Source organism: Catellatospora sp. IY07-71 (genome assembly GCF_018326265.1).
Lineage (GTDB): Bacteria > Actinomycetota > Actinomycetes > Mycobacteriales > Micromonosporaceae > Catellatospora.
In genome coordinates, this window is the sequence record NZ_AP023360.1 from 1,007,853 (window position 1) to 1,026,538 (window position 18,686).

Below are 18,686 nucleotides of genomic sequence, written 5' to 3' on the forward strand. Positions count from 1 at the left end.
CGCAGGTCACCCGGCCCCCAGTTCGACGGGCCGCACCGGCCCGGCCCCGGCCCGGCCGGCCGTGGTCCTGCGCCCGTTCCCGTGCCCGCGTCCCGCGGCGCGGCCGAACCCAACCCGCGCTCCCGCCGGGAGGACACGGTCAGCGTGAAGGAGCGCGGCCGCCGTGGCCGCGCCGCCGAGCCAGAGGACGACGACGAGGACCTCCTCGACGACGGCGCCGAGCTGGAGTTCGTGCCGGTGCGGCGGCTGCTGTCGCTGGCCGTCGCCGGGTTCGCGCTGCTGCTCGGCGTCGGGCTGGTGATGGGCGCGCAGACCGCGGGCGTGGGCGCCGGGCGGCTGCCGTACGCCGCCGTGATCTTCGGAGCGCAGCTGCTCTACGTCTTCGCGACCACCATGGCGATGAACCCGCCGGCGGTGAAGGTCGTCGCCACGGTCGGCGTGCTGGCCGCGCTCGCCGCCGACGTCGCCGCGATCTACCCCGACGTCGCCACGATCGCGCCGCTGGGCGCGGTCGCCGCCGCCGGCCTGGTCGCGGGCATCGTCGGCCAGATGATCCGGCCCGAGGGACGGGTGCAGGTCTCCGAGTCGCTCGCCTCGACCGTCGTGATCGTGCTGGGCGTGGTCTCGTTCGCCACATTGATTGTTTTGACTCGCATCCCGGTGGGCACCCAAGCCATCGTGGTGTGTCTCATCGCCAGCGCGATCGCCCTGGGCGTCGCGCGGCTCACCGACGTCGTGGCGCCGTACCCGCGCCTGGCCGACCAGGTCCCCCGGGGCTCGGCCGGCATCGTGCTCGGCGCCATGCTGGGCACCGCCGCGGCCGCCGTCATCGGCCGCTACCTGGTGGCGTTCACGCCGCACGAGGCCGCCCTGGTCGGCATGGCCGCCGCGGGCGCCGCGGTGCTGGCCGACCTGACGATCGGCTTCGCCGAGGCGGGCCGCGAGCTGGCCGGCGAGGCGCCGACCATGTGGCTGGCCCGGCACATGCAGGGCCCGCTGGCGGGCTTCGCGCTCGCCGCGCCGGTCGCGTACGTGATCAGCGTGGCCTTCCTGGTGCCCGCATGAGGAAGTTCCTCATGATCACCGCGGTGCTGCTGGTCGTCCTCGGGATCCTGCTCGCCGTGGCGGACCGGGTCGGCGTGCACTACGGCGAGCGGGAGATCGCGGAGCGGGTCGCCGCGCGGATGCAGAGCCAGGGCATCACGTCCACGCCGCCCGAGGTCGCGATCAGGGGCGTCCCGTTCCTCACCCAGGTCGCCGCGGGCCGGTACGACGAGATCGAGCTGACCATGCGCGACCTGAAGGGCGGCGACCTGCCCCTGCCGCTGCTCACCGTCTCCGCGTTCGACGTCGAGGCGCCGCTCAAGGAGCTGATGAACGACACGGCGCGGCCGGTGGCGGCCCGGGTCGAAGGCGTCGCCACGGTGTCCTACGCCGACCTCGTCAAGGCCAGCGGCCTGTCCGGCATCACGCTGACGTCCGCGGGCGACCGGATCGTCGAGGTCAGCGGCAACGTGCCGCTGATCGGCAGGGTCAGCGGCAAGGCCGAGGTGACCGTCGTGGACGGCGGCCGGGTGCGGCTGCGGGTGACCGAGCTGCGCGGCGTGGCCGGCTCGATCCGGCAGTCGATCATCGACGCGTACAAGGACCGGCTCGCGGTGACGCTGCGCCCGCCCAACCTGCCGTTCGAGCTCAAGCTGAGCAACGTCACCACCGAGCAGACCGGCCTCCAGGTGGCATTCGCCGCCACCGATGTGCAGCTCGCCTGACCAGCGCGGAATCGGATCACCATCCGGGCGGCCGATCCCGGATGGTGGACGACACATTCCCGAAATGAGGACCGTGCTGGTAGGGTCACCAACTATGAGTCCGCTGCTTACCAAGCGGCGCGCGGTCGACCTGTGCCGCGTGGCCACGTGCCTGTGTTGCCCCGTCCTCTGACGGCGGCACGATAACGCGCACCCGATCGCGCTTTGTGATCGTCTAGCAGCCTTAACCTGACTCGCACCCAGCCGCTCACCGCTGAGCCGGCCATCCCCGCCAGTCAGCTGCCGCCGTCGCCATGTACCCGGTGAACCCCCTGTGGACCCGTACGCGGCGGCGTTTTTGTTTCTCCCGCTCGTGCTCCCCGTGGCGTCACCACACCCAGACGTTTACGACACCAGACATATCCCAAGGGAGATCATCCATGAGTCGCGACTCCGCACTCGTCTCGGCCGACTGGGCCGAAAAGAACATCGGCGCACCCGGCGTGGTGTTCGTCGAGGTCGACGAGGACACCACCGCGTACGACGGCGGCCACATCGCCGGTGCGGTCAAGCTGGACTGGCGCCAGGACCTGCAGGACCCGGTCCGCCGTGACTTCGTGAACAAGGAGCAGTTCGAGGCGCTCCTGTCCTCGCGCGGCATCGGCAACGACGACACCGTGGTGCTGTACGGCGGCAACAACAACTGGTTCGCCGCCTACGCCTACTGGTACTTCAAGCTCTACGGCCACGGCGACATCAAGCTGCTCGACGGCGGCCGCAAGAAGTGGGAGCTCGACGCCCGCCCGCTGTCCAAGGACGCGGTCTCCCGCCCCGCGACGCAGTACGTCGCCAAGGACCAGGACCTGTCCATTCGCGCCTTCCGCGACGACGCCGTCAAGGCGATCGGCGTGCAGAACCTGGTCGACGTGCGCTCCCCGGACGAGTACGCCGGCCGCCTGCTCGCCCCCGCGCACCTGCCGCAGGAGCAGGCGCAGCGGGCGGGCCACATCCCCACCGCGATCAGCGTGCCGTGGTCCAAGGCCGCGAACGAGGACGGCACCTTCAAGTCCGACGCCGAGCTGACCGAGCTCTACGCCGCGGCCGGCATCGACGACAGCAAGGACACCATCGCGTACTGCCGCATCGGCGAGCGCTCCTCGCACACCTGGTTCGTGCTGCAGGAGATCCTCGGCAAGAAGAACGTGAAGAACTACGACGGATCCTGGACCGAGTACGGCTCGCTGGTCGGCGTGCCGGTGGCACTGGGCGACGAGCCCGGGAAGGCGTGATCAACATGACCGCACAGACCGCTTCGACTGTCGCGGCCGGCTGCGCCGCACCCGACCAGGCCGCCCCGCTGCCGCTCAGCGTCGACCTGGAGAAGGAGACCGTGATCACCGGCATCGTGCAGGCGGCGGGCGGTGACCCGGTCGCCGGGGCGTACGTCCGCCTGCTCGACCGCACGGGCGAGTTCACCGCCGAGGTCGTGACCTCGCCGGCGGGCCAGTTCCGCTTCTTCGCCGCGCCGGGCACCTGGCAGCTGCGCGCCCTGTCCCGCTTCGGCAACGGCGACGCGACCGTCACCGCCGACCGCGGCGTCAACGAGGTCTCCCTCGCCGTCGCCTAGCCTGCCTTCAAGGCAAGGAAGGGCACCTTCTTAACGCTATGCGTTGTAGAAGGTGCCCTTCTTAACGTCTGGGGCTGGGCTGGAAGTCTTGATCGCCGTCTCGTGTCAGAAGGTGCGGTCCAGCCTCACTTTGTGACACGAGACCGCGATCATCGCGGCGGGGTTGGTGGAGTGTGCGGCTGGCTTGGCCGGGTGGATGGCGAGGCGGGTTTCCTCGACCGTGGTGGCCGCGTGGATGGCGTGGCGGCTTCCCGCGGCCGTCGCTGCCCGGTGCGGTGAACGGCGCTGCGGGGGCGTGACACCATGAAGCGCGTGACGATCGACGCGCCAGCTCCCGAGACGGCCCCGCAGCCCGAGCCGCAGACGCCGCCCGGCCGACGCAGGCTGTGGACGGCCCTCGTCGCGGCCTGGGCGCTGCTGCTGGTGGTGCTCGCGATCTGGTCGGCCCGCAACGATCCGCCGTCGCTGCGCGACCAGACCACGCTCACGGACGCCAAGGCCACCGTCGAGCAGGCGATGGGCACGGTCACCGCCCGCATCCCGGCCGGCTGGACGGTCCAGGACGGCGGGTACGCCGAGCGCGACTGCCGCCTCAGCGCGGCCCGCGACGGCGTCAACGCGACCCGTACGCTCACGCTCAGCGGCCCCGTCGGGGCCGAGCCGGGCACGGTCCAGGACATCGCCGCCGGGCTCCCCGACGCCCAGACCCGGCCCGCCGACGGCCCGAAGGAGGCGTTCTACTGGGACGCCGGCAACTACGTGGCGGTGCGCGGCGAGGTCAGCGGCGAAGGCACGGTCACCGTCGAGTTCATCACCGGCTGCCGCGTGCCCTGACCCGGACCCGCGCTCAGCCCTGGACCCGCGCTCAGCCCCAGGCCGCGCTCAACTGCGGACCGGCCGAGCCGTCCGCCGGTCGGCACCGCCCACCCGCGCGATGATCGCGAGTTCGTGTCACAAAGTGTGGTCTGGCCGCACTTTGTGACACGAACCAGCGATCATGTACCCGCGCAGCGGCCACCCGACCCAGAGGCGTTAGGAAGGGCACCTTCTACAACGCATAGCGTTAAGAAGGTGCCCTTCCTTCAGTAGACGAGGGCTTGGGCGCCGTCGATGAGGGTCTCTTCCACGAAGACGGCGGCGCCGGCGATGCGTACGCCGGCGATGACGTCATCGGGGGTGATGTCCCGGCGGGCGGCGCACTGGGTGCACAGGGTGACCGTGCCCCCGGCCAGGACCGCGGCCAGCAGGTCGGGCAGCGGGGCGGAGTGCGGCAGCTCGAACTCGGCGGCCCGGCCGGGCAGTGCGAACCAGCTCGACTCGCCGGTGAGCCACAGCGACACCTCGGCCCCGGCCGCCACGGCGGTGGCGGCGACGGTGAAGGCCTGCGCGCACCGCTCCGGCGCGTCGGCCCCGGCGGTCGTCTTGACGATCAGTTTGCGTGCCACGTCCGACAGCCTACGCACGGCGTGCGGGGGCGTACTCATAGGATCTACTCGTGGTCACCGAGATCGGGTTCGTCAGCCTGCTGGTCGCGGGCTTCGGTGCGCTCGCCGGTGGCCTGGCCTACCTGGCCGTGAAGATCTCCCGGGGACGCTGGTGAGCCGTCGTCCCGGGGCAGCCGCCTGACGAAGAGGGTTGAAACGGTGAGTACAGAAGAGAACCCGCTGCAGCCGCCGCCCTGGCTCAACGCGCCGCCGGTCGACCCGTACCCGTACGAGGAGACCCACGACCTGCGCCAGGGTCCGGACCTGCACGCCGACCTGCTGGACCTGCTGCCGTTCATCGGCGTGTGGCGGGGCCGGGGCCGGGGCGGCTACCCGACCATCGAGGACTTCGACTACGCGCAGGAGATCCGGATCAGCCACGACGGCCGGCCGTTCCTGCACTACGAGTCGCGGGCCTGGATCCTGGACGAGGAGGCCAAGCCGGTGCGGCCGGGCGGCCGCGAGGTCGGCTGGTGGCGCCCGGCGGGCAAGGACAAGGACGAGATCGAGGCGATCCTGACCACGCCGACCGGCATCATGGAGCTGTACCTCGGCAAGATCGAGGCGAACCCGCCGCGCATCGAGATGGTCACCGACTTCGTGGCACGCACGTCCACCGCCAAGGAGGTCACCGCCGGGCACCGGCTCTACGGCATCGTCGAGGGAGCGCTGCTGTACGCGCAGGACATGGCGGCGATGGGGGAGAGCCTGACCCCGCACCTGAGCGCGCGCCTGATCCGGGTCGGCGGCTGATCCCAGCCGCACTTAACCGGTGTAGTTTCAGCTCCGTGACTGATCAGATTCGTTGGGGCGTTCTCGCCACGGGCGGGATCGCCGCACGCTTCGCGCGCGAGCTGGCACTGGTGCCGGACGCCGAGCTGGTGGCGGTGGGTTCGCGGACGGCGTCGTCCGCCGAGGCCTTCGCCACCGAGCACGGCGCGGCGCGCAGCCACGGCTCGTGGGAGGCGCTGGCCGCCGACCCGGACGTGGACCTCATCTACATCGCCACCCCGCACTCCCACCACCACGCGGCGGCCTCGCTGTGCCTGCGGGCCGGCAAGCCGCTGCTGGTGGAGAAGGCCTTCACGCTGGACCTTGCGCAGGCCCAGGACCTCGTCACCGTCGCCCGGGAACGGCAGCTGTTCCTGATGGAGGCCTTCTGGACGCGTACGCTGCCCGCGGTCCTCAAGGCGCAGCAGCTCATCGCGGACGGCGCGATCGGCGAGGTGGTCGCGGTGCAGGCGGCGTTCGGCATCTCGCTCGACCCCGACCCCGCCCACCGGCTGCGCAACCCGCAGCTGGGCGGCGGCGCGCTGCTTGACCTCGGCGTGTACCCCATCGGCTTCGCGCAGCTGCTGCTCGGCGAGCCGAACCAGATCCGCGCCTGGGCGCAGCTGTTCCCCGAGGGCACCGACGCCCGCACCAGCATCGCGCTGGGCTTCCCGTCCGGCGCCGTCGCGTCCCTCTACTGCGGCACCGGCGGCGACCTGCGTACCGCCACGGTCGTCGGCTCCACCGGAAAGATCGACTTCCCGTGGGGCTTCCACGCCGCCGAGCGCTTCGTCCTCCACCGCGACGGCGCCGACCCCCAGGAGTTCCAGGACGCCCCCTCGGGTCTCCACTTCGAAGCCGCCGAGGCCGGCAAGTGCTGGCGCGAGGGCAAGCTGGAGTCCGACCTGGTCCCCCTGTCCTCAACCCTGTCCGTGATGCGCACCATGGACGCGATCCGCGCCCAGATCGGCGTCAGCTACTGACCCCGCCATACAGCGACGATCTTGCGCGAACTGTGGGGATGACACGCCCGTTTGGGACGAAGTCCTAACAGTTCGCGCAAGATCGTCGCGATCTTGACGTCGCCGCCGACGCCGGGGCGGGGGCGGGGGCGGGGGCGGGGTTAGAAGATGGGGCGGACCAGGACGTAGGCGATGATGGCGGCCAGGGCGGCGCCGGGGAAGGTGAGGATCCAGGCCATCACGATGTTGCCCGCGACGCCCCAGCGGACCGCGGAGAACTTCTTGGTGGCGCCGACACCCATGATCGCCGAGGTGATCGTGTGCGTCGTGGAGATCGGCAGGCCGTAGCTGGCCGCGGTGAAGAGCACGCCGCTGGCGACGGTCTCGGCCGCGAAACCGGCCATCGGGTCCAGGTGGATCACCCGGCGGCCCAGCGTGCGGATGATCCGCCAGCCGCCCGCGTACGTGCCCAGCGCCAGCACGGTCGCGCTGGTCCAGAACACCCACTCCGGGATGTGCTCGTTCGAGTCCTGGAAGCCACCGGTGTAGAGGGCCAGCACGATGATGCCCATGGTCTTCGCGGCGTCCTGCATGCCGTGGCCGACCGACATGGCGACCGCCGACGCCGACTGCATGATCCGGAAGAACCGGTTGAGCGGGGTCGGGTGGAGCAGGCGGGCCGACTTCTTCTTGGCGGTGGCCTTGGCCAGCAGGTACACGGCCCACAGCAGGGCCAGCATGAGCACCGCGCCGAGGATGAAGCCGGTGGCCGGGGACGCGATCATCGGGATGACGACCTTGTCCACGATGCCGCCCCACAGCACCTCGCCCTGCACGCCGAACGCGATCGCGGCGAGCATCGCGCCCACCAGGCCGCCGATCAGGGCGTGCGAGCTGGACGACGGGATGCCGAAATACCAGGTCAGCAGGTTCCAGGCGATGGCGCCGACCACACCGGCGAAGACGATGCCGAGGCCGGCCAGCCCTTCCGGCGGGGTGATGATGCCGCTGCCGACGGTCTTGGCCACCTGGGCGCCGAAGTGGGCGCCCACGAAGTTGCCGAGCGCGGCGATGCCCAGCGCGATCCGCGGGGTGAGGGCCCGGGTGGACACGCTGGTGGCGATGGCGTTCGCGGCGTCGTGGAAGCCGTTGGTGTAGTCGAACACCATGGCCGCGATGATGACCGCGAGCACCGGGATCAGGAGTGCGTTATCCACGCCCGGCACCTCCGCCGCGGCAACCGGCGATGAGGCCGCGCATCAGGACTCCTTGACCGCGATGGTCTCGATGGTGTTCGCCACGTGCTCGAAGGCGTCGCAGGCGGCCTCCAGCTCGTCGGCGACCTCCTTCATCTTCAGCACGGTCAGCGCGTCGTACTCGCCACTGAACAGGCGTACCAGGAGCATGCGGTAGGTGCGGTCGCCGTCGTTCTCCAGGCGGTTGCACTCGACCCAGTAGTCCTTGAGGCCCTTCATCTGCTTGAGCCGCGGCATGGCCAGCGCGGTGACCTTCGCCTGCTGGTCCAGCACGTCGATCATCTCGATCATCTCCCGGGGCAGCGCCGGGAGCTTGGTCAGCCCGTACAGGTAGACCAGGTTGCCGACGGCCTCCAGGTGGTCCATGACGTCGTCGAGACCGGAGCCGAGGCGGTAGATGTCCTCGCGGTCGAACGGGGTGATGAACGTGGAGTTGATCTTGTTGTAGAGCTCGTGCGTGATCTTGTCACTGTCGTGCTCGACCTCGGCCAGCCGCTCGCTGACCGACTGCACGTCGGCACCGGGCAGCGCCAGCTCGGAGAGCAGCTCGGTGCCCCGCACGAGGTTCTGCGCGGCACGGGAGAACATCTCGTAGAAGGCACCCTCTTGGGGGCGGAGCGAAAACTTCACCGCAAGCACCTTTGGTCTGGTGGTGTCATCCGGACGGTTGGGTCGGGGGAATGCTAGACACTGTTACCGGTAGTTCGTGACCCGGTCACCCAGCGCCACCTGGTCTTCATGGCTCGTTCACCTGGTGTTCACCTTCCCCGCCTTGCCCGTTTCATCCTTCGACAGGCGTTTTCGCTCCGTCTGGGGGTCGAAACCGGGCGGCGGGTAGCGCAGATTCAGGCTCCGGAAGGCATCGAGCATGAGGTGCGCCACCGCCCAGTCGCGGTACCACTTCCGGTCCGCCGGCACCACATACCAGGGGGCGTGATCAGTCCCACAGCGGCTGAGCACGTCCTGATATGCCTGCTGGTACGCGGTCCAGTGGGCGCGGTTCTCCACATCGGCCGGGTCGTACTTCCAGTACTTGGTGGGGTCGTCCAGGCGCTGGCGCAGCCGCTCGCGCTGCTCCCCGAACGAGATGTGCAGCATGATCTTGACCAGGGTGAACCCGCTGTCAGCCAGCTCCCGCTCGAATGTGTTGATGGTCTCGAAGCGCCCCTGCCACACCTTCGGCGGCACCAGCTCGCGCACCCGCGCCACCAGCACGTCCTCGTAGTGCGAGCGGTTGAGGATGCCGACATACCCCGGCAGCGGCAGCGCCCGCCGGATCCGCCACAGGAAGTCGTGCCTGCGCTCCTCGGCCGTCGGCGGCCCGAACGCCTTGATCCGCAGCCCCTGCGGATTCATCGCCCGCGCCAGCCGCTTGACCGTCCCGTCCTTGCCCCCGCAGTCCATCGCCTGCAGCACCAGCAGCACCCGCCGCTGATCCCCGGGATCAGACTTCGCGTTCGCGAACAGCATCTCCTGCTGCTGCGCCAGCTCCGCCCCCAGCACGCCCAGCTCCGTCCGCGCCCACCCCTTCGGATCCCGCCGCGCCACCCCCTGCCGCGGCAACCCAGGCGTACCCGCCGCATCTACCGCCGCGAGATCCACCCCCGACCCCACCCGCAGCAATTCGGACACCTCCGCCACATCCCGATCATTGCGCACCTTCCCCCCACCCCGCCGCCCCTCGCCAAGTTGATCATGAACTTATGGGCGTGCTGAACGGCGTGTCCCTACCCCAGCACCGTGATCACCAATCAGCCGGACAGGCCGGGACGGGCCGCGCAGGCGGCGACGGCAGTGATCACGGTGGCAGGGTGGCGACACTCCGCCGACCACGTCCACAAGTTCATGATCAACGCGGGAGGGCGGGGTGGGGCGGGCAGGGGGCCGGTCAGGGGGTGACGTGGGCCAGCCAGCGGTGGAAGTGGGCGGCGAAGGGTTCCTTTTCGCCGCGGACGGCTTCGAGGAGCCACTGGGCGGCGGCGCGGGCCTGGTGGACGACCTCGTCGGGATAGTTGAACTTGGCCTGGTGGGCGGCGAACTCGTCCTCGTCGACCAGCTGGACCTCGCCGGTTTGGCGGATCTTGCGGACGTCCAGGTCGAGGTCGGTGACCACGACGGTGTCGTCGTTCCAGGTGGCGGGGGTGGTGATGTCGCAGTACACCGAGGTGTTGCGGGGGGCGGCGTTGAACATGGCGGTCCACCAGCCGGAGTGCGGGACGAGGACCACGCCGGGGATCTCGTACACCTTGCCGGTGTCGCTCACCGTGCCGCTCGGGATGCCGAGCCAGGTGCCGTGCTCGTCGCGGCCGAGCAGCGTGGCGGGGAACGCGCGGTGCGCGCTCCCGTCGAACTTGCGGATCTCCACACGCACGACAGCCATTCGACTACCTCGCTTCACGGTGGTGGTGACGTTCCCCGCCACCGCGCCACGACGCGCGGGGGAAGGGGGTCGCGCCCACAATGCGCCATGCTCCCACATCCCGGCGCGTTTGCAGGAGTGTCGGAGCGGACCGGTACGGTCTATCGGTGCCGCCGAAGAAGTCGCGAACCCGCAGCCACAGTGCTCTGGATCTGCTGGAGGCCGCCGTCGGGTCGGTGCCCGGCGGCTCCGCGCGGCCTGGCCAGCAGGCCATGACCGCGGCCATCGCCGAGGCCGTCGAGTCCGGCGAGCACCTGCTCGTGCAGGCCGGCACCGGCACCGGCAAGTCCCTGGCCTATCTCGCCCCCGCGCTGACCGTGCAGGGGCCGGTCGTCATCTCGACGGCCACGCTGGCGCTGCAGTCGCAGCTGGTGGAGAAGGACCTGCCCCGCATCGGCCGGGCGGTGGCCCCGCTGCTCGGCAAGGAGCCCACGTTCGCCCTGCTCAAGGGCCGTCACCACTACGTGTGCCTGGCGAAGCTGGAGCACTCCGACGAGCAGGACCCGCAGGAGGGGCTGTTCGACGCGGGCTCCAGCGGCAGCGGCGTGAAGTGGCTGGGCGAGTCGGGCCGGCTGGGCAAGCAGATCGAGCGCATCCGCGACTGGGCGATGGACAGCGACACCGGCGACCGCGACGAGCTGGACCCGGGCGTCGACGACACGGCCTGGCGCATGGTGTCGACCCCGGCGCGCGAGTGCGTCGGCGCGGCCAAGTGCCCGTACGGGCCGGAGTGCTTCGCGGAGCTGTCACGCGCCCGCGCCCGCGAGGCCGACGTGGTGGTCACCAACCACTCGCTGCTGTCGGCGGACATGATGGCCGGGCGGCACATCGTGCCCGAGCACACCCTGCTGATCATCGACGAGGCGCACGAGCTGGCCGACCGGGTGTCCAGCGCGGCGCAGGCCGAGCTGACCCCGGACGGCGTGGACCGCACCGCCCGCGCCGCGCGGCCCTTCGTCGAGGGCGACGAGTACCAGTCGCTCCTGGAGGCCGCCGACGCGCTGACGCTGGGCCTGGCCGAGACGCCCGCCGGGCGCATCACCGGCCCGCTGCCGGCCGCCCTGGTCGAGGCGTGCACGCTGCTGGACGCGGCGACCCGGCGCGCGCTGACCCGGATCGGCGAGATCAAGGCCGAGGACCCGGACCCGGTGCGCAAGAAGCAGGCGAAGTCGCTGCTCGACGAGGCGTCCACCACCACCCAGCGGCTGCTGGAGGACGCCGACCACGACGTGGCCTGGGTCGAGCAGGAGCCGCGCCGCGCGCTGGTGGTCGCGCCCCTGTCGGTCGCGGGCCTGCTCAGCGAGAAGCTGTACGAGGACCGCACCGTGGTGGCCACCTCGGCCACGCTCACCCTGGGCGGCAAGTTCGAGACGGTGGCCCGTTCCCTGGGGCTGCCGGTGGCCACGCCCAAGCCGGGTGAGACGGCCGGGCCCGCCGCCTCCGGCCCGGGGTGGAACTCGCTGGACGTCGGCTCCCCGTTCGACTACCCGAAGCAGGGCATCCTCTACGTCGCGGCGCACCTGCCCCGGCCCGCCGCGTCCGGCCTGCCGGACGCGGCCGGGGCCGAGCTGCTGTCGCTGGTGGAGGCGCTCGGTGGGCGTACCCTCGGCCTCTTCTCGTCCCGGAAGGCCGCGCAGCAGGCCGCGGAGCTGCTGCGCGCGAAGACCGACCTGACCGTGCTGCTGCAGGGCGACGAGGCGCTGCCGCTGCTGGTGCGCAAGTTCCGGGAGGACCGCAACAGCTGCCTGCTCGGCGTGATGTCGCTGTGGCAGGGCGTGGACGTGCCGGGTGACGCCTGCCAGCTCGTGGTGATCGACCGGCTGCCGTTCCCGCGCCCGGACGAGCCGCTGGCCGCGGCCCGTTCGGCGGCGGTCGACTCGGCGGGCGGCTCCGGCTTCGCCGCGGTGAGCGTCCCGATCGCGGCGATCCGGCTGGCCCAGGGGGTGGGCCGGCTGATCCGATCCACCTCGGACAAGGGCGTGGTGGCGGTGCTGGACTCGCGGCTGGAGACGGCCCGTGGCTACGGCCCGTTCCTGCGCGCCAGCCTCCCCCCGTTCTGGTACACCACCAAGCAGGAGACGGTCCTCGGCGTGCTCAAGCGCCTCAGCGCGACCTGACCGGCCTCGTCGCAGACCGCAGCGCCGCACCGGGTCCCCGCGCGGGGCGGGCCCGGCCCGGCTCGCGGGTGCCCGCGCGGGTGGCGGGCGGCCCGGGTCAGCAGTCGCAGCCGCAGCAGTCGCAGTCGCAGCTCTTGCAGCAGCGGCCGCACCGGCAGCAGTCGCCGCAGTCGCAGCCGCTGCCGCAGTCGCAGTTGGTGCACCAGCCGTCGCGGGCCCGGCCGCTCCACGGCCCGGGGTAGGGGTCGCGGCAGCACACCTGGCAGGTGCAGCACATCCAGGAGGCCAGCGCGCAGCCGGTGAGCGGGCCGCGCGTACGCGGCGGGCTCTCCACGTGTGGCCAGCACCAAGAGCTGCTGCCCGGCGGGCGGGGCGCCTTCTTCCCCGGCTGGATCACCGGCGGGTGGTAGTCGGGGTCGGCCTGGATGAAGGCGCGCTCGATGGCGTGCTCGACCTCGTTCACGAGCAGCCGGTGCACCAGCTTCGCGTCGGTGAAGGCGACCTCGTCCAGGGCCAGCCGGATGCCCGCCGCGGCATCCCGGGCGAGCACGCCGGCCTGGGCGTACGTCGCGCCGGTGGCGGCGAGCGGGTTCCACGCGCCGCTGGCCCGGTCGGCGGCCAGGTCCTCGACCGCGTCGAGCAGGTGCGCGATCCGGCCGAAGAAACGGCCCGCCTCGGCCAGCGGCTCGGCGTTGCCGGGCCGCCCGGCCAGCACCGCGGTGTGCGCGAACGCCGCCGCGGTGGCCAGCTCGGTGGGCTCGGTGACGGTCAGCAGCGACGCGCCGCGGGTGATCCCCCGCTCGATCTCGCGCTGCCCGTCGATCGCCGCCAACAGCACCGACGTGTCGATGCCGAGGTCGAGCCCGGAGCGGCGGGCGCGGGCCGCCCAGCGCCGGGCGACCAGCCGGGCGCCCGCCGCGACCGGGCGCCGCGCGTAGAGGCCGTCACCGTCGGCGGCGTGGTCGGACAGCTTCGCCGAGGCCAGCACCAGCGAGACCGTGGCGGCCAGCCGGGCGCCCGCGCCGTTCGCGACCGCGGCGGTGCGCATGCCCCGCAGCGGGCACGGCCCGGCGGTGCGCCGGTGCACCGTGTCGAGCTGCGCCTGGGTCAGCGCCGAGATGATCAGGCCGTCGTAGTTGGTGACGATCCGGGCCGCCTGCCCGTGCTCGTCGCGCAGGGCCAGGCAGAGGCCGCACAGGTGGCCGAGCCACTCACCGTGCAGCCGCTCGGGCAGGCTGTGCGCGCAGGGTCGGATGATGCCGAACACGCGCGGCAGCCTAGATCACGCGGGCCACCCGGCGGCACCCCTCGCGACTGTCGGTTCAGAGATAGAGACCGGTGGCGTCCGGCTCCACCCGGGACGCGGCCACGGCGTGCACGTCGCGCTCGCGCAGCAGCACGTACGACTCGCCGTGCAGCTCCACCTCGGAGCGCTCGTCCGGGTCGAACAGCACCCGGTCGCCGACCTGGATGGCGCGCACGTTCGGCCCGATGCCGACGGCGGTGGCCCAGGACAGCCGGGTGCCCACCGACGCGGTGGCCGGGATGACCAGGCCCGCCGAGGAGCGCCGCTCGCCCTCGCTCGCCTCCTGTTTCACCAGCACCCGGTCGTGCAGCAGGCGGATGGGCAGCCCCGTCTCGGCGGTGGATGCGTTGAGTGTCACGCCGGTCAGGGTACTTCCCCGATGTCTGGGTGGTCGCAGGCGACTAACGTGATGGGGTCGTCTGTCCCCGGGAGGGCACCAGTGGGCCGGTTGGATAACTTCAAGGCGAACGTGCGGCGAGCCTACGAGGCGAGCCGCGCCAGTGCGCGCGCCCGGCGGGAGCAGGAGGAGCGCGAACGCCGCGAAGCCGACCTGCCGCTGCCGGAGCCGGTCGCGCCGGAGCAGGTGCACCAATCCACGAGCAGCCGCGACGACGCCGACGTGCCGTACGGGCTGCGCATCGGCGCGGCCTGGGCGTGGCGCGTCATCGTGCTCGGCATCGCGCTGATCTACCTGCTGCGGTTCCTCGGCATGGTCAGCATCGTGATCGTGCCGGTGCTGATCGCGCTGCTGCTGACCGCGCTGCTCGCGCCGGCGGTGCGCTGGCTGACCCGCATCCACGTGCACCGCTCGCTGGCCACCGCGATCGTGGTGGTGGCCGGTCTGGGCGCCGTGGCCGGCACGCTGACCGTGGTCATCAACCAGTTCGTCAAAGGCCTGCCCGAGCTGACCGAGAACGCCGCCCAGGGCATCCAGCAGATCCAGACCTGGCTCAAGAACGGGCCGCTGCACCTGACCGACCGCCAGATGGACAGCGCGATCAAGGAGGTCACCGACACCATCAACGCCAACAAGGACACCCTGACCACCGGCGCGATCACCACCGCGACGACCGTGTTCGAGGTGCTCAGCGGCCTGTTCCTGGTGATCTTCGCGCTGTTCTTCTTCCTGCGCGACGGCCGGATCATCTGGCGCTTCCTGCTGCGCCTGGTACCGGCGCCGGCCCGCGAGCCGCTGGACCGGGCCGGGGTCGCGTCGTGGGGGTCGCTGGGCGCGTACGTGCGGGCCACCGTGCTGGTCGCGTTCATCGACGCGGTCGGCATCGGCATCGCGCTGGCGGTGCTGAAGGTGCCGTTCGCGCTGCCGCTGGCCGCGCTCGTGTTCCTCGGCGCGTTCATCCCGATCGTCGGTGCCACCCTGTCCGGCGCGGTCGCCGTGCTGGTCGCCCTGGTCACCAACGACCCCCTGACGGCGCTGCTGGTGCTGGCCGCGGTGATCCTCGTGCAGCAGGTCGAGGGTCACCTGCTGCAGCCGCTGATCATGGGCCGCGCGGTGGCGATCCACCCGCTGGCCGTGATCGTCGGCATCGCCGCGGGCGTGGTGCTGGCCGGCATCGTCGGCGCGCTGATCGCGGTGCCGCTGATCGCGGTGCTCAACACCGCGGTGCGCAGCCTGGCGGGCCGTCCCCAGCCCGAGCCCGACTCGGTGATCGTCCAGGCCCCGCCCGCCCCGGCCGCCTGACCGCCGCCCTTCCACTGCCTTTGCTCTGCACACAAATACGCGACGGTTGCGTATTTGTGTGCAGAGCAAAGTGCGTTCGGCGGCTGTTGCCGCCGCAGCTCCGGGCAGAGCCCGGCCGCGGCGCACCCCTCGTCCCGCCATCGGCGCGGACGGGGGTCTCGACCATCAGTACTGGCGCGGCGGATACGGCTGCGGCGGCGCGGCCGGGTAGCCAGCAGCCGCCGGGTGGCCGGGCGCACCCGGGTACGCCGCAGCAGCCGCGGGGTAGGCCGGATAGGCCGGGGCCGCGGGCAGCACGATCGGGACCGGCACCACCGGCTCGGCGGGCGCGGGCACCGACCGGGTCACCCCGTCCGGGAAGGCCATCCGGTAGGACGCGCCGTCGAAGAACGCGCGCGGCGTCTGCGGGTCGCGGCCCACGAAGACCGCCCGCGCGGCGGTGATCGCGCCGAGCAGCGCCCGCTCCTCCCCCGCGCTGCGCGCGTGCTGCTCGGGAAACTCGTCGAGGCCGCGGTTCATGCCGTCGCGCACCAGCGCCAGCCGGGTCGCGGCGTACTGGAAGTCCCGCATCGCCTTGCGCCCCGCATCGCCCGCGACGCGCTTGGCCCAGACCCGGGCCGCGTGCCGCCGGGCCAGCGTGCCCAGTGCGGCCACCTCGGGCGGGGTGAGCCAGCCGGCCGCGGCGTACGCGGGCAGCACCTTCAGCGACAGCCGGCCCTCGCGGGCGCGCACCCACAGCGCGATGCCGATCATCGTCAGGAACACCGGCACCATGACCGCGATGTAGCCGTACAGGAAGAAGAACGGGCTGATCTCGGCGGACAGGGTGGCCATCAGGTTCCACGCGCCGTGCAGCATCATCGCCAGGAACAGCCCGCCCAGCGGCGCGCACCAGCGCACCCAGCCGTTGGCCGAGCGCGCGGCGATGCCGATGCCCACGCCGGTCATCGAGGTGAAGAGCGGGTGGGCGAAGCCGGAGATCAGGATGCGGCCGAGGAACATGCCGAAGACGAGCTGGGCGCCCGAGTACGGCCCCCACTGCTCGTTGCCCGCGTAGTAGCCGTGCCCGCCCAGGTAGAGGATGTTCTCCACCATCGCGAAGCCGACCCCCGACAGGCCGCAGTAGACGATGCCGTCGGTGATGCCGGAGATCTCCCGGCGGCGGAACCACAGGATGAGCAGCGGCCCGAGCGCCTTGCCGATCTCCTCGATGAACGGCGCGACCACCGTGGCCACCACCGCGTCGGGCAGCTCGATCAGCCCGAACCGGCCGGAGGCGAACGAGTTCACCAGCAGCGCCAGGCCGGTGGCCGGGAACGCGCCCCACAGGAAGCAGCCGACCAGCAGCTTCGGCGGCTCGGGCTCGTAGCGGTCGAGCCAGAGGAACACCGAGATCAGCACCGGCACCGGCAGGAAGGCCGTGATCAGGCCGATGGTGAACGCCTGCGGCCCGAGATTCCAGCCCAGATAGCCGAGCATGCCCAGGGCCGAGCCGCCGACCACGACGATCGCGGCGGCCAGGGGCAGCCATCGGCGCACCCCGCGCGGCCGCAGCACCGGCTCCAGGCCCGGGGGCGGTGCCGGGTAGGGATTCTGCTGGTACGCCGGGTGCGGGGTCCCAGGAGTCGGGAGGTCGGACATGGGCGCAGCCTACCTCCGCTATGCTCGGCGGAAGGTCACGAGTGTCAGCCGCTCTCACATTCGCCTGCGTCAGCAGGGAGACATGTCGTCTCATGGAGAGCAAAGCCCCGGCTTGCTGACCGGCAACCCTCGTAGTTCGCGGTGGGGTGCCCCGGGTGATGACCGGGCCCGGCCCGTTGTCGTGCTGGGCAAGCGCGGACCGCTGAGCGACGCCCAGGGGTCCCCCGACCCCGGAGGTGTGCTTCCCATGACCACAGTCGCCCAGCGTCCCTGCAGTGCCGTCGAGACGGCCCCCGTCACCCCGCTCCAGGTCAGCAACGCAGACCTGACCGTGCTCGGCGTGCCCGGCCAGATCAACCTCGACTACGCCGCGACCGCGCCCTGCCTGAAGGCCGCCGCCGACGCGGTGACCGAGCTGCTTCCCTGGTACGGCTCGGTGCATCGCGGCGCGGGCGCGCTGTCGCAGCGCTGCACCCTGGAGTACGAGCGAGCCCGGCAGACCGTCGGCGACTTCGTCGGCGCCCGCGACACCGACCACGTGATCTTCACGCGCAACACCACCGACGCGCTCAACCTGCTGGCCCACGCGCTGCCCGCGGGCACCCGGGTGCTCACCTTCGCCGGCGAGCACCACGCCAACCTGCTGCCCTGGCCCGGCGCGGTGCGCCTGCCGGTGCCGGACTCCCCCGACGAGGCCGTGCGCTACCTCGCCGCCGCCCTGGCCGAGCTGCGCCGCGACGACACCGAGCGGGAGATCCTGGTCGCGGTCACCGGCGCCTCCAACGTCACCGGCGAGCTGTGGCCGATCGCGCAGCTCGCGCTGATCGCGCACCGGTTCCGGGCCCGCATCGCGCTCGACGCCGCGCAGCTCGCCCCGCACGTGCCGGTCGACCTGGGCGCGCTGGACGTGGACTACGTGGCGCTGTCCGGGCACAAGCTCTACGCCCCGTTCGGCGCGGGCGTGCTGGTGGGCCGGGGTGACTGGCTCGACGCGGCCCAGCCGTACCTGGCCGGCGGCGGAGCCACCAGCGGCGTCGGCGACGCCACCCACGACGTGCGGTGGACCGACGGGCCCGCCCGGCACGAGGCCGGCACGCCCAACCTGCTCGGCGCGGTCGCGCTGGCCGCGGTCTGCGCCACCCTGGAGGCCGCCGACCGCTACGCCCTGCACGAGGAGGAGCAGCGCCTGCTGGCCCGCCTGCGGGCCGGTCTCGCCGACCTGCCCGACGTCGCCGAGCTGCGCACCTTCGGCCCCGACGCCGCCCGCATCGGCGTGGTCTCCTTCGCGGTGCGCGGCCGCGACTCCGCCGACATCGCCCAGCAGCTCGCCCGCGAGCACCACATCGGCGTACGCGACGGCCTCTTCTGCGCCCACCCCCTCGCCCGCCGCCTCCTCAGCGAAGCCTCCGTCCGCGCCGACTGGCCCACCACCCCCACCACCGCCCTCCGCGCCAGCATCGGCCTAGGCACCACCGACACCGACATCACCACCTTCCTCACCGCCCTGGCCGCCATCCTGCGTTGACCCCCCACCCCGTTGATCATGAACTTATGGACGTGTTCACCGGCGTGTCCCTCCCCTGCCACCGTGATCGCCAGCGGGCCCGGCGGACCCCTGATGGTGATCACGGCGGGGTGGTAGTGACACGCCGTCCA

The 18,686-nt window shown here is 72.0% G+C and carries 20 protein-coding genes and 1 riboswitch; of the genes, 12 read left to right on the forward strand and 8 right to left on the reverse strand.

Features of this window, described 5'->3' with window-relative positions:
- The first annotated feature begins 81 nt into the window (after positions 1–81).
- From CS0771_RS04625 to CS0771_RS04645, 6 genes are all read left to right on the forward strand, one after another.
- Positions 82–1,065 (forward strand): hypothetical protein, encoded by a 984-nt coding sequence (locus CS0771_RS04625; RefSeq protein ID WP_239125451.1) that lies wholly within the window; start codon positions 82–84, stop codon positions 1,063–1,065.
- Positions 1,062–1,769 carry a DUF2993 domain-containing protein gene (locus CS0771_RS04630; RefSeq protein ID WP_212839922.1) on the forward strand — a complete coding sequence of 236 codons (708 nt, stop codon included), beginning with the start codon at positions 1,062–1,064 and terminating at the stop codon, positions 1,767–1,769. Before CS0771_RS04625 ends, CS0771_RS04630 begins: the two co-directional genes overlap by 4 nt.
- Before the next feature lie 94 nt (positions 1,770–1,863).
- Positions 1,864–1,941 (forward strand): Ms5788A family Cys-rich leader peptide, encoded by a 78-nt coding sequence (locus tag CS0771_RS39585; protein WP_330164811.1) that lies wholly within the window; start codon positions 1,864–1,866, stop codon positions 1,939–1,941.
- A 247-nt stretch (positions 1,942–2,188) separates the two neighbouring features.
- Entirely contained in the window at positions 2,189–3,037 is an 849-nt protein-coding gene (locus CS0771_RS04635) for a sulfurtransferase (protein ID WP_203742058.1), read from the forward strand.
- 5 nt (positions 3,038–3,042) lie between these two features.
- Positions 3,043–3,375 carry a DUF1416 domain-containing protein gene (locus tag CS0771_RS04640; protein WP_203742060.1) on the forward strand — a complete coding sequence of 111 codons (333 nt, stop codon included), beginning with the start codon at positions 3,043–3,045 and terminating at the stop codon, positions 3,373–3,375.
- Between the two features lie 312 nt (positions 3,376–3,687).
- Positions 3,688–4,209, forward strand: a complete 522-nt coding sequence (locus CS0771_RS04645) for a hypothetical protein (protein ID WP_212839923.1) — start codon at positions 3,688–3,690, stop codon at positions 4,207–4,209.
- 248 nt (positions 4,210–4,457) lie between these two features.
- Here CS0771_RS04645 and CS0771_RS04650 read toward each other — a convergent pair whose 3' ends face one another.
- Positions 4,458–4,859 carry a DsrE family protein gene (locus CS0771_RS04650; protein WP_212839924.1) on the reverse strand — a complete coding sequence of 134 codons (402 nt, stop codon included), beginning with the start codon at positions 4,857–4,859 and terminating at the stop codon, positions 4,458–4,460.
- 11 nt (positions 4,860–4,870) lie between these two features.
- Here CS0771_RS04650 and mtfM point away from each other — a divergent pair, with 11 nt between their 5' ends.
- Genes mtfM through CS0771_RS04660 form a run of 3 tightly spaced genes read left to right on the forward strand, consistent with a single transcriptional unit; the run spans position 4,871 to position 6,613 of the window.
- On the forward strand, positions 4,871–4,975 hold the full coding sequence (mtfM, locus tag CS0771_RS39365; RefSeq protein ID WP_275411636.1) for a small membrane protein MtfM: 105 nt from the start codon (positions 4,871–4,873) through the stop codon (positions 4,973–4,975).
- Between the two features lie 43 nt (positions 4,976–5,018).
- On the forward strand, positions 5,019–5,612 hold the full coding sequence (locus CS0771_RS04655; protein WP_212839925.1) for an FABP family protein: 594 nt from the start codon (positions 5,019–5,021) through the stop codon (positions 5,610–5,612).
- 35 nt (positions 5,613–5,647) lie between these two features.
- The gene (locus CS0771_RS04660) at positions 5,648–6,613 is read left to right on the forward strand and encodes a Gfo/Idh/MocA family protein (protein ID WP_244870601.1); all 966 of its coding nucleotides are present in this window, start codon (positions 5,648–5,650) and stop codon (positions 6,611–6,613) included.
- Positions 6,614–6,753: 140 nt separating this feature from the next.
- On the opposite strand, the gene CS0771_RS04665 is transcribed toward CS0771_RS04660, so the two are convergent.
- The 4 genes from CS0771_RS04665 to CS0771_RS04680 form a co-directional block, all read right to left on the reverse strand.
- A complete protein-coding gene (locus tag CS0771_RS04665; RefSeq protein ID WP_212845614.1) occupies positions 6,754–7,761 on the reverse strand; it encodes an inorganic phosphate transporter in 1,008 nt (335 codons plus the stop codon).
- Between the two features lie 90 nt (positions 7,762–7,851).
- Positions 7,852–8,478, reverse strand: a complete 627-nt coding sequence (locus CS0771_RS04670) for a DUF47 domain-containing protein (protein WP_203755921.1) — start codon at positions 8,476–8,478, stop codon at positions 7,852–7,854.
- Positions 8,479–8,595: 117 nt separating this feature from the next.
- Complete coding sequence (locus CS0771_RS04675; protein ID WP_212839926.1) at positions 8,596–9,489, reverse strand: PPK2 family polyphosphate kinase; 894 nt, start codon at positions 9,487–9,489, stop codon at positions 8,596–8,598.
- A 247-nt stretch (positions 9,490–9,736) separates the two neighbouring features.
- Positions 9,737–10,228, reverse strand: coding sequence for a DUF402 domain-containing protein (locus CS0771_RS04680; RefSeq protein ID WP_203755927.1), 492 nt, complete (start codon positions 10,226–10,228; stop codon positions 9,737–9,739).
- Positions 10,229–10,308: 80 nt separating this feature from the next.
- On the opposite strand from CS0771_RS04680, the gene CS0771_RS04685 reads away from it, so the two are divergent.
- Complete coding sequence (locus tag CS0771_RS04685; protein WP_212839927.1) at positions 10,309–12,384, forward strand: ATP-dependent DNA helicase; 2,076 nt, start codon at positions 10,309–10,311, stop codon at positions 12,382–12,384.
- Between the two features lie 97 nt (positions 12,385–12,481).
- Here the strand turns inward: CS0771_RS04685 and CS0771_RS04690 are convergent, their stop codons facing one another.
- Positions 12,482–13,651: a DUF5685 family protein gene (locus tag CS0771_RS04690; protein WP_212839928.1), complete on the reverse strand. Its 1,170-nt coding sequence runs from the start codon at positions 13,649–13,651 to the stop codon at positions 12,482–12,484.
- 55 nt (positions 13,652–13,706) lie between these two features.
- The gene (locus tag CS0771_RS04695; protein ID WP_212839929.1) at positions 13,707–14,048 is read right to left on the reverse strand and encodes a co-chaperone GroES; all 342 of its coding nucleotides are present in this window, start codon (positions 14,046–14,048) and stop codon (positions 13,707–13,709) included.
- Between the two features lie 21 nt (positions 14,049–14,069).
- Here CS0771_RS04695 and CS0771_RS04700 point away from each other — a divergent pair, with 21 nt between their 5' ends.
- Entirely contained in the window at positions 14,070–15,389 is a 1,320-nt protein-coding gene (locus CS0771_RS04700) for an AI-2E family transporter (RefSeq protein WP_371821350.1), read from the forward strand.
- A 165-nt stretch (positions 15,390–15,554) separates the two neighbouring features.
- Here the strand turns inward: CS0771_RS04700 and CS0771_RS04705 are convergent, their stop codons facing one another.
- On the reverse strand, positions 15,555–17,030 hold the full coding sequence (locus CS0771_RS04705; RefSeq protein WP_212839931.1) for a PrsW family intramembrane metalloprotease: 1,476 nt from the start codon (positions 17,028–17,030) through the stop codon (positions 15,555–15,557).
- 86 nt (positions 17,031–17,116) lie between these two features.
- Positions 17,117–17,231, forward strand: a riboswitch (SAM riboswitch).
- Between the two features lie 46 nt (positions 17,232–17,277).
- Between CS0771_RS04705 and CS0771_RS04710 the strand changes: the two genes are divergently transcribed.
- Positions 17,278–18,555 (forward strand): aminotransferase class V-fold PLP-dependent enzyme, encoded by a 1,278-nt coding sequence (locus tag CS0771_RS04710; RefSeq protein WP_212839932.1) that lies wholly within the window; start codon positions 17,278–17,280, stop codon positions 18,553–18,555.
- Positions 18,556–18,686 lie beyond the last annotated feature (131 nt).

Excerpts from the sequence above, each read along its gene's own strand:
- CS0771_RS04630 (WP_212839922.1), top strand. The coding sequence starts at position 1,062 with ATGAGGAAGTTCCTCATGATCACCGCGGTGCTGCTGGTCGTCCTCGGG.
- CS0771_RS39585 (WP_330164811.1), top strand. The coding sequence starts at position 1,864 with ATGAGTCCGCTGCTTACCAAGCGGCGCGCGGTCGACCTGTGCCGCGTG.
- CS0771_RS04635 (WP_203742058.1), top strand. The coding sequence starts at position 2,189 with ATGAGTCGCGACTCCGCACTCGTCTCGGCCGACTGGGCCGAAAAGAAC.
- CS0771_RS04640 (WP_203742060.1), top strand. The coding sequence starts at position 3,043 with ATGACCGCACAGACCGCTTCGACTGTCGCGGCCGGCTGCGCCGCACCC.
- CS0771_RS04650 (WP_212839924.1), bottom strand. The coding sequence starts at position 4,859 with ATGAGTACGCCCCCGCACGCCGTGCGTAGGCTGTCGGACGTGGCACGC.
- CS0771_RS04665 (WP_212845614.1), bottom strand. The coding sequence starts at position 7,761 with ATGGTGTTCGACTACACCAACGGCTTCCACGACGCCGCGAACGCCATC.
- CS0771_RS04680 (WP_203755927.1), bottom strand. The coding sequence starts at position 10,228 with ATGGCTGTCGTGCGTGTGGAGATCCGCAAGTTCGACGGGAGCGCGCAC.
- CS0771_RS04685 (WP_212839927.1), top strand. The coding sequence starts at position 10,309 with ATGCGCCATGCTCCCACATCCCGGCGCGTTTGCAGGAGTGTCGGAGCG.
- CS0771_RS04700 (WP_371821350.1), top strand. The coding sequence starts at position 14,070 with ATGTCTGGGTGGTCGCAGGCGACTAACGTGATGGGGTCGTCTGTCCCC.
- CS0771_RS04705 (WP_212839931.1), bottom strand. The coding sequence starts at position 17,030 with ATGTCCGACCTCCCGACTCCTGGGACCCCGCACCCGGCGTACCAGCAG.
- CS0771_RS04710 (WP_212839932.1), top strand. The coding sequence starts at position 17,278 with ATGACCACAGTCGCCCAGCGTCCCTGCAGTGCCGTCGAGACGGCCCCC.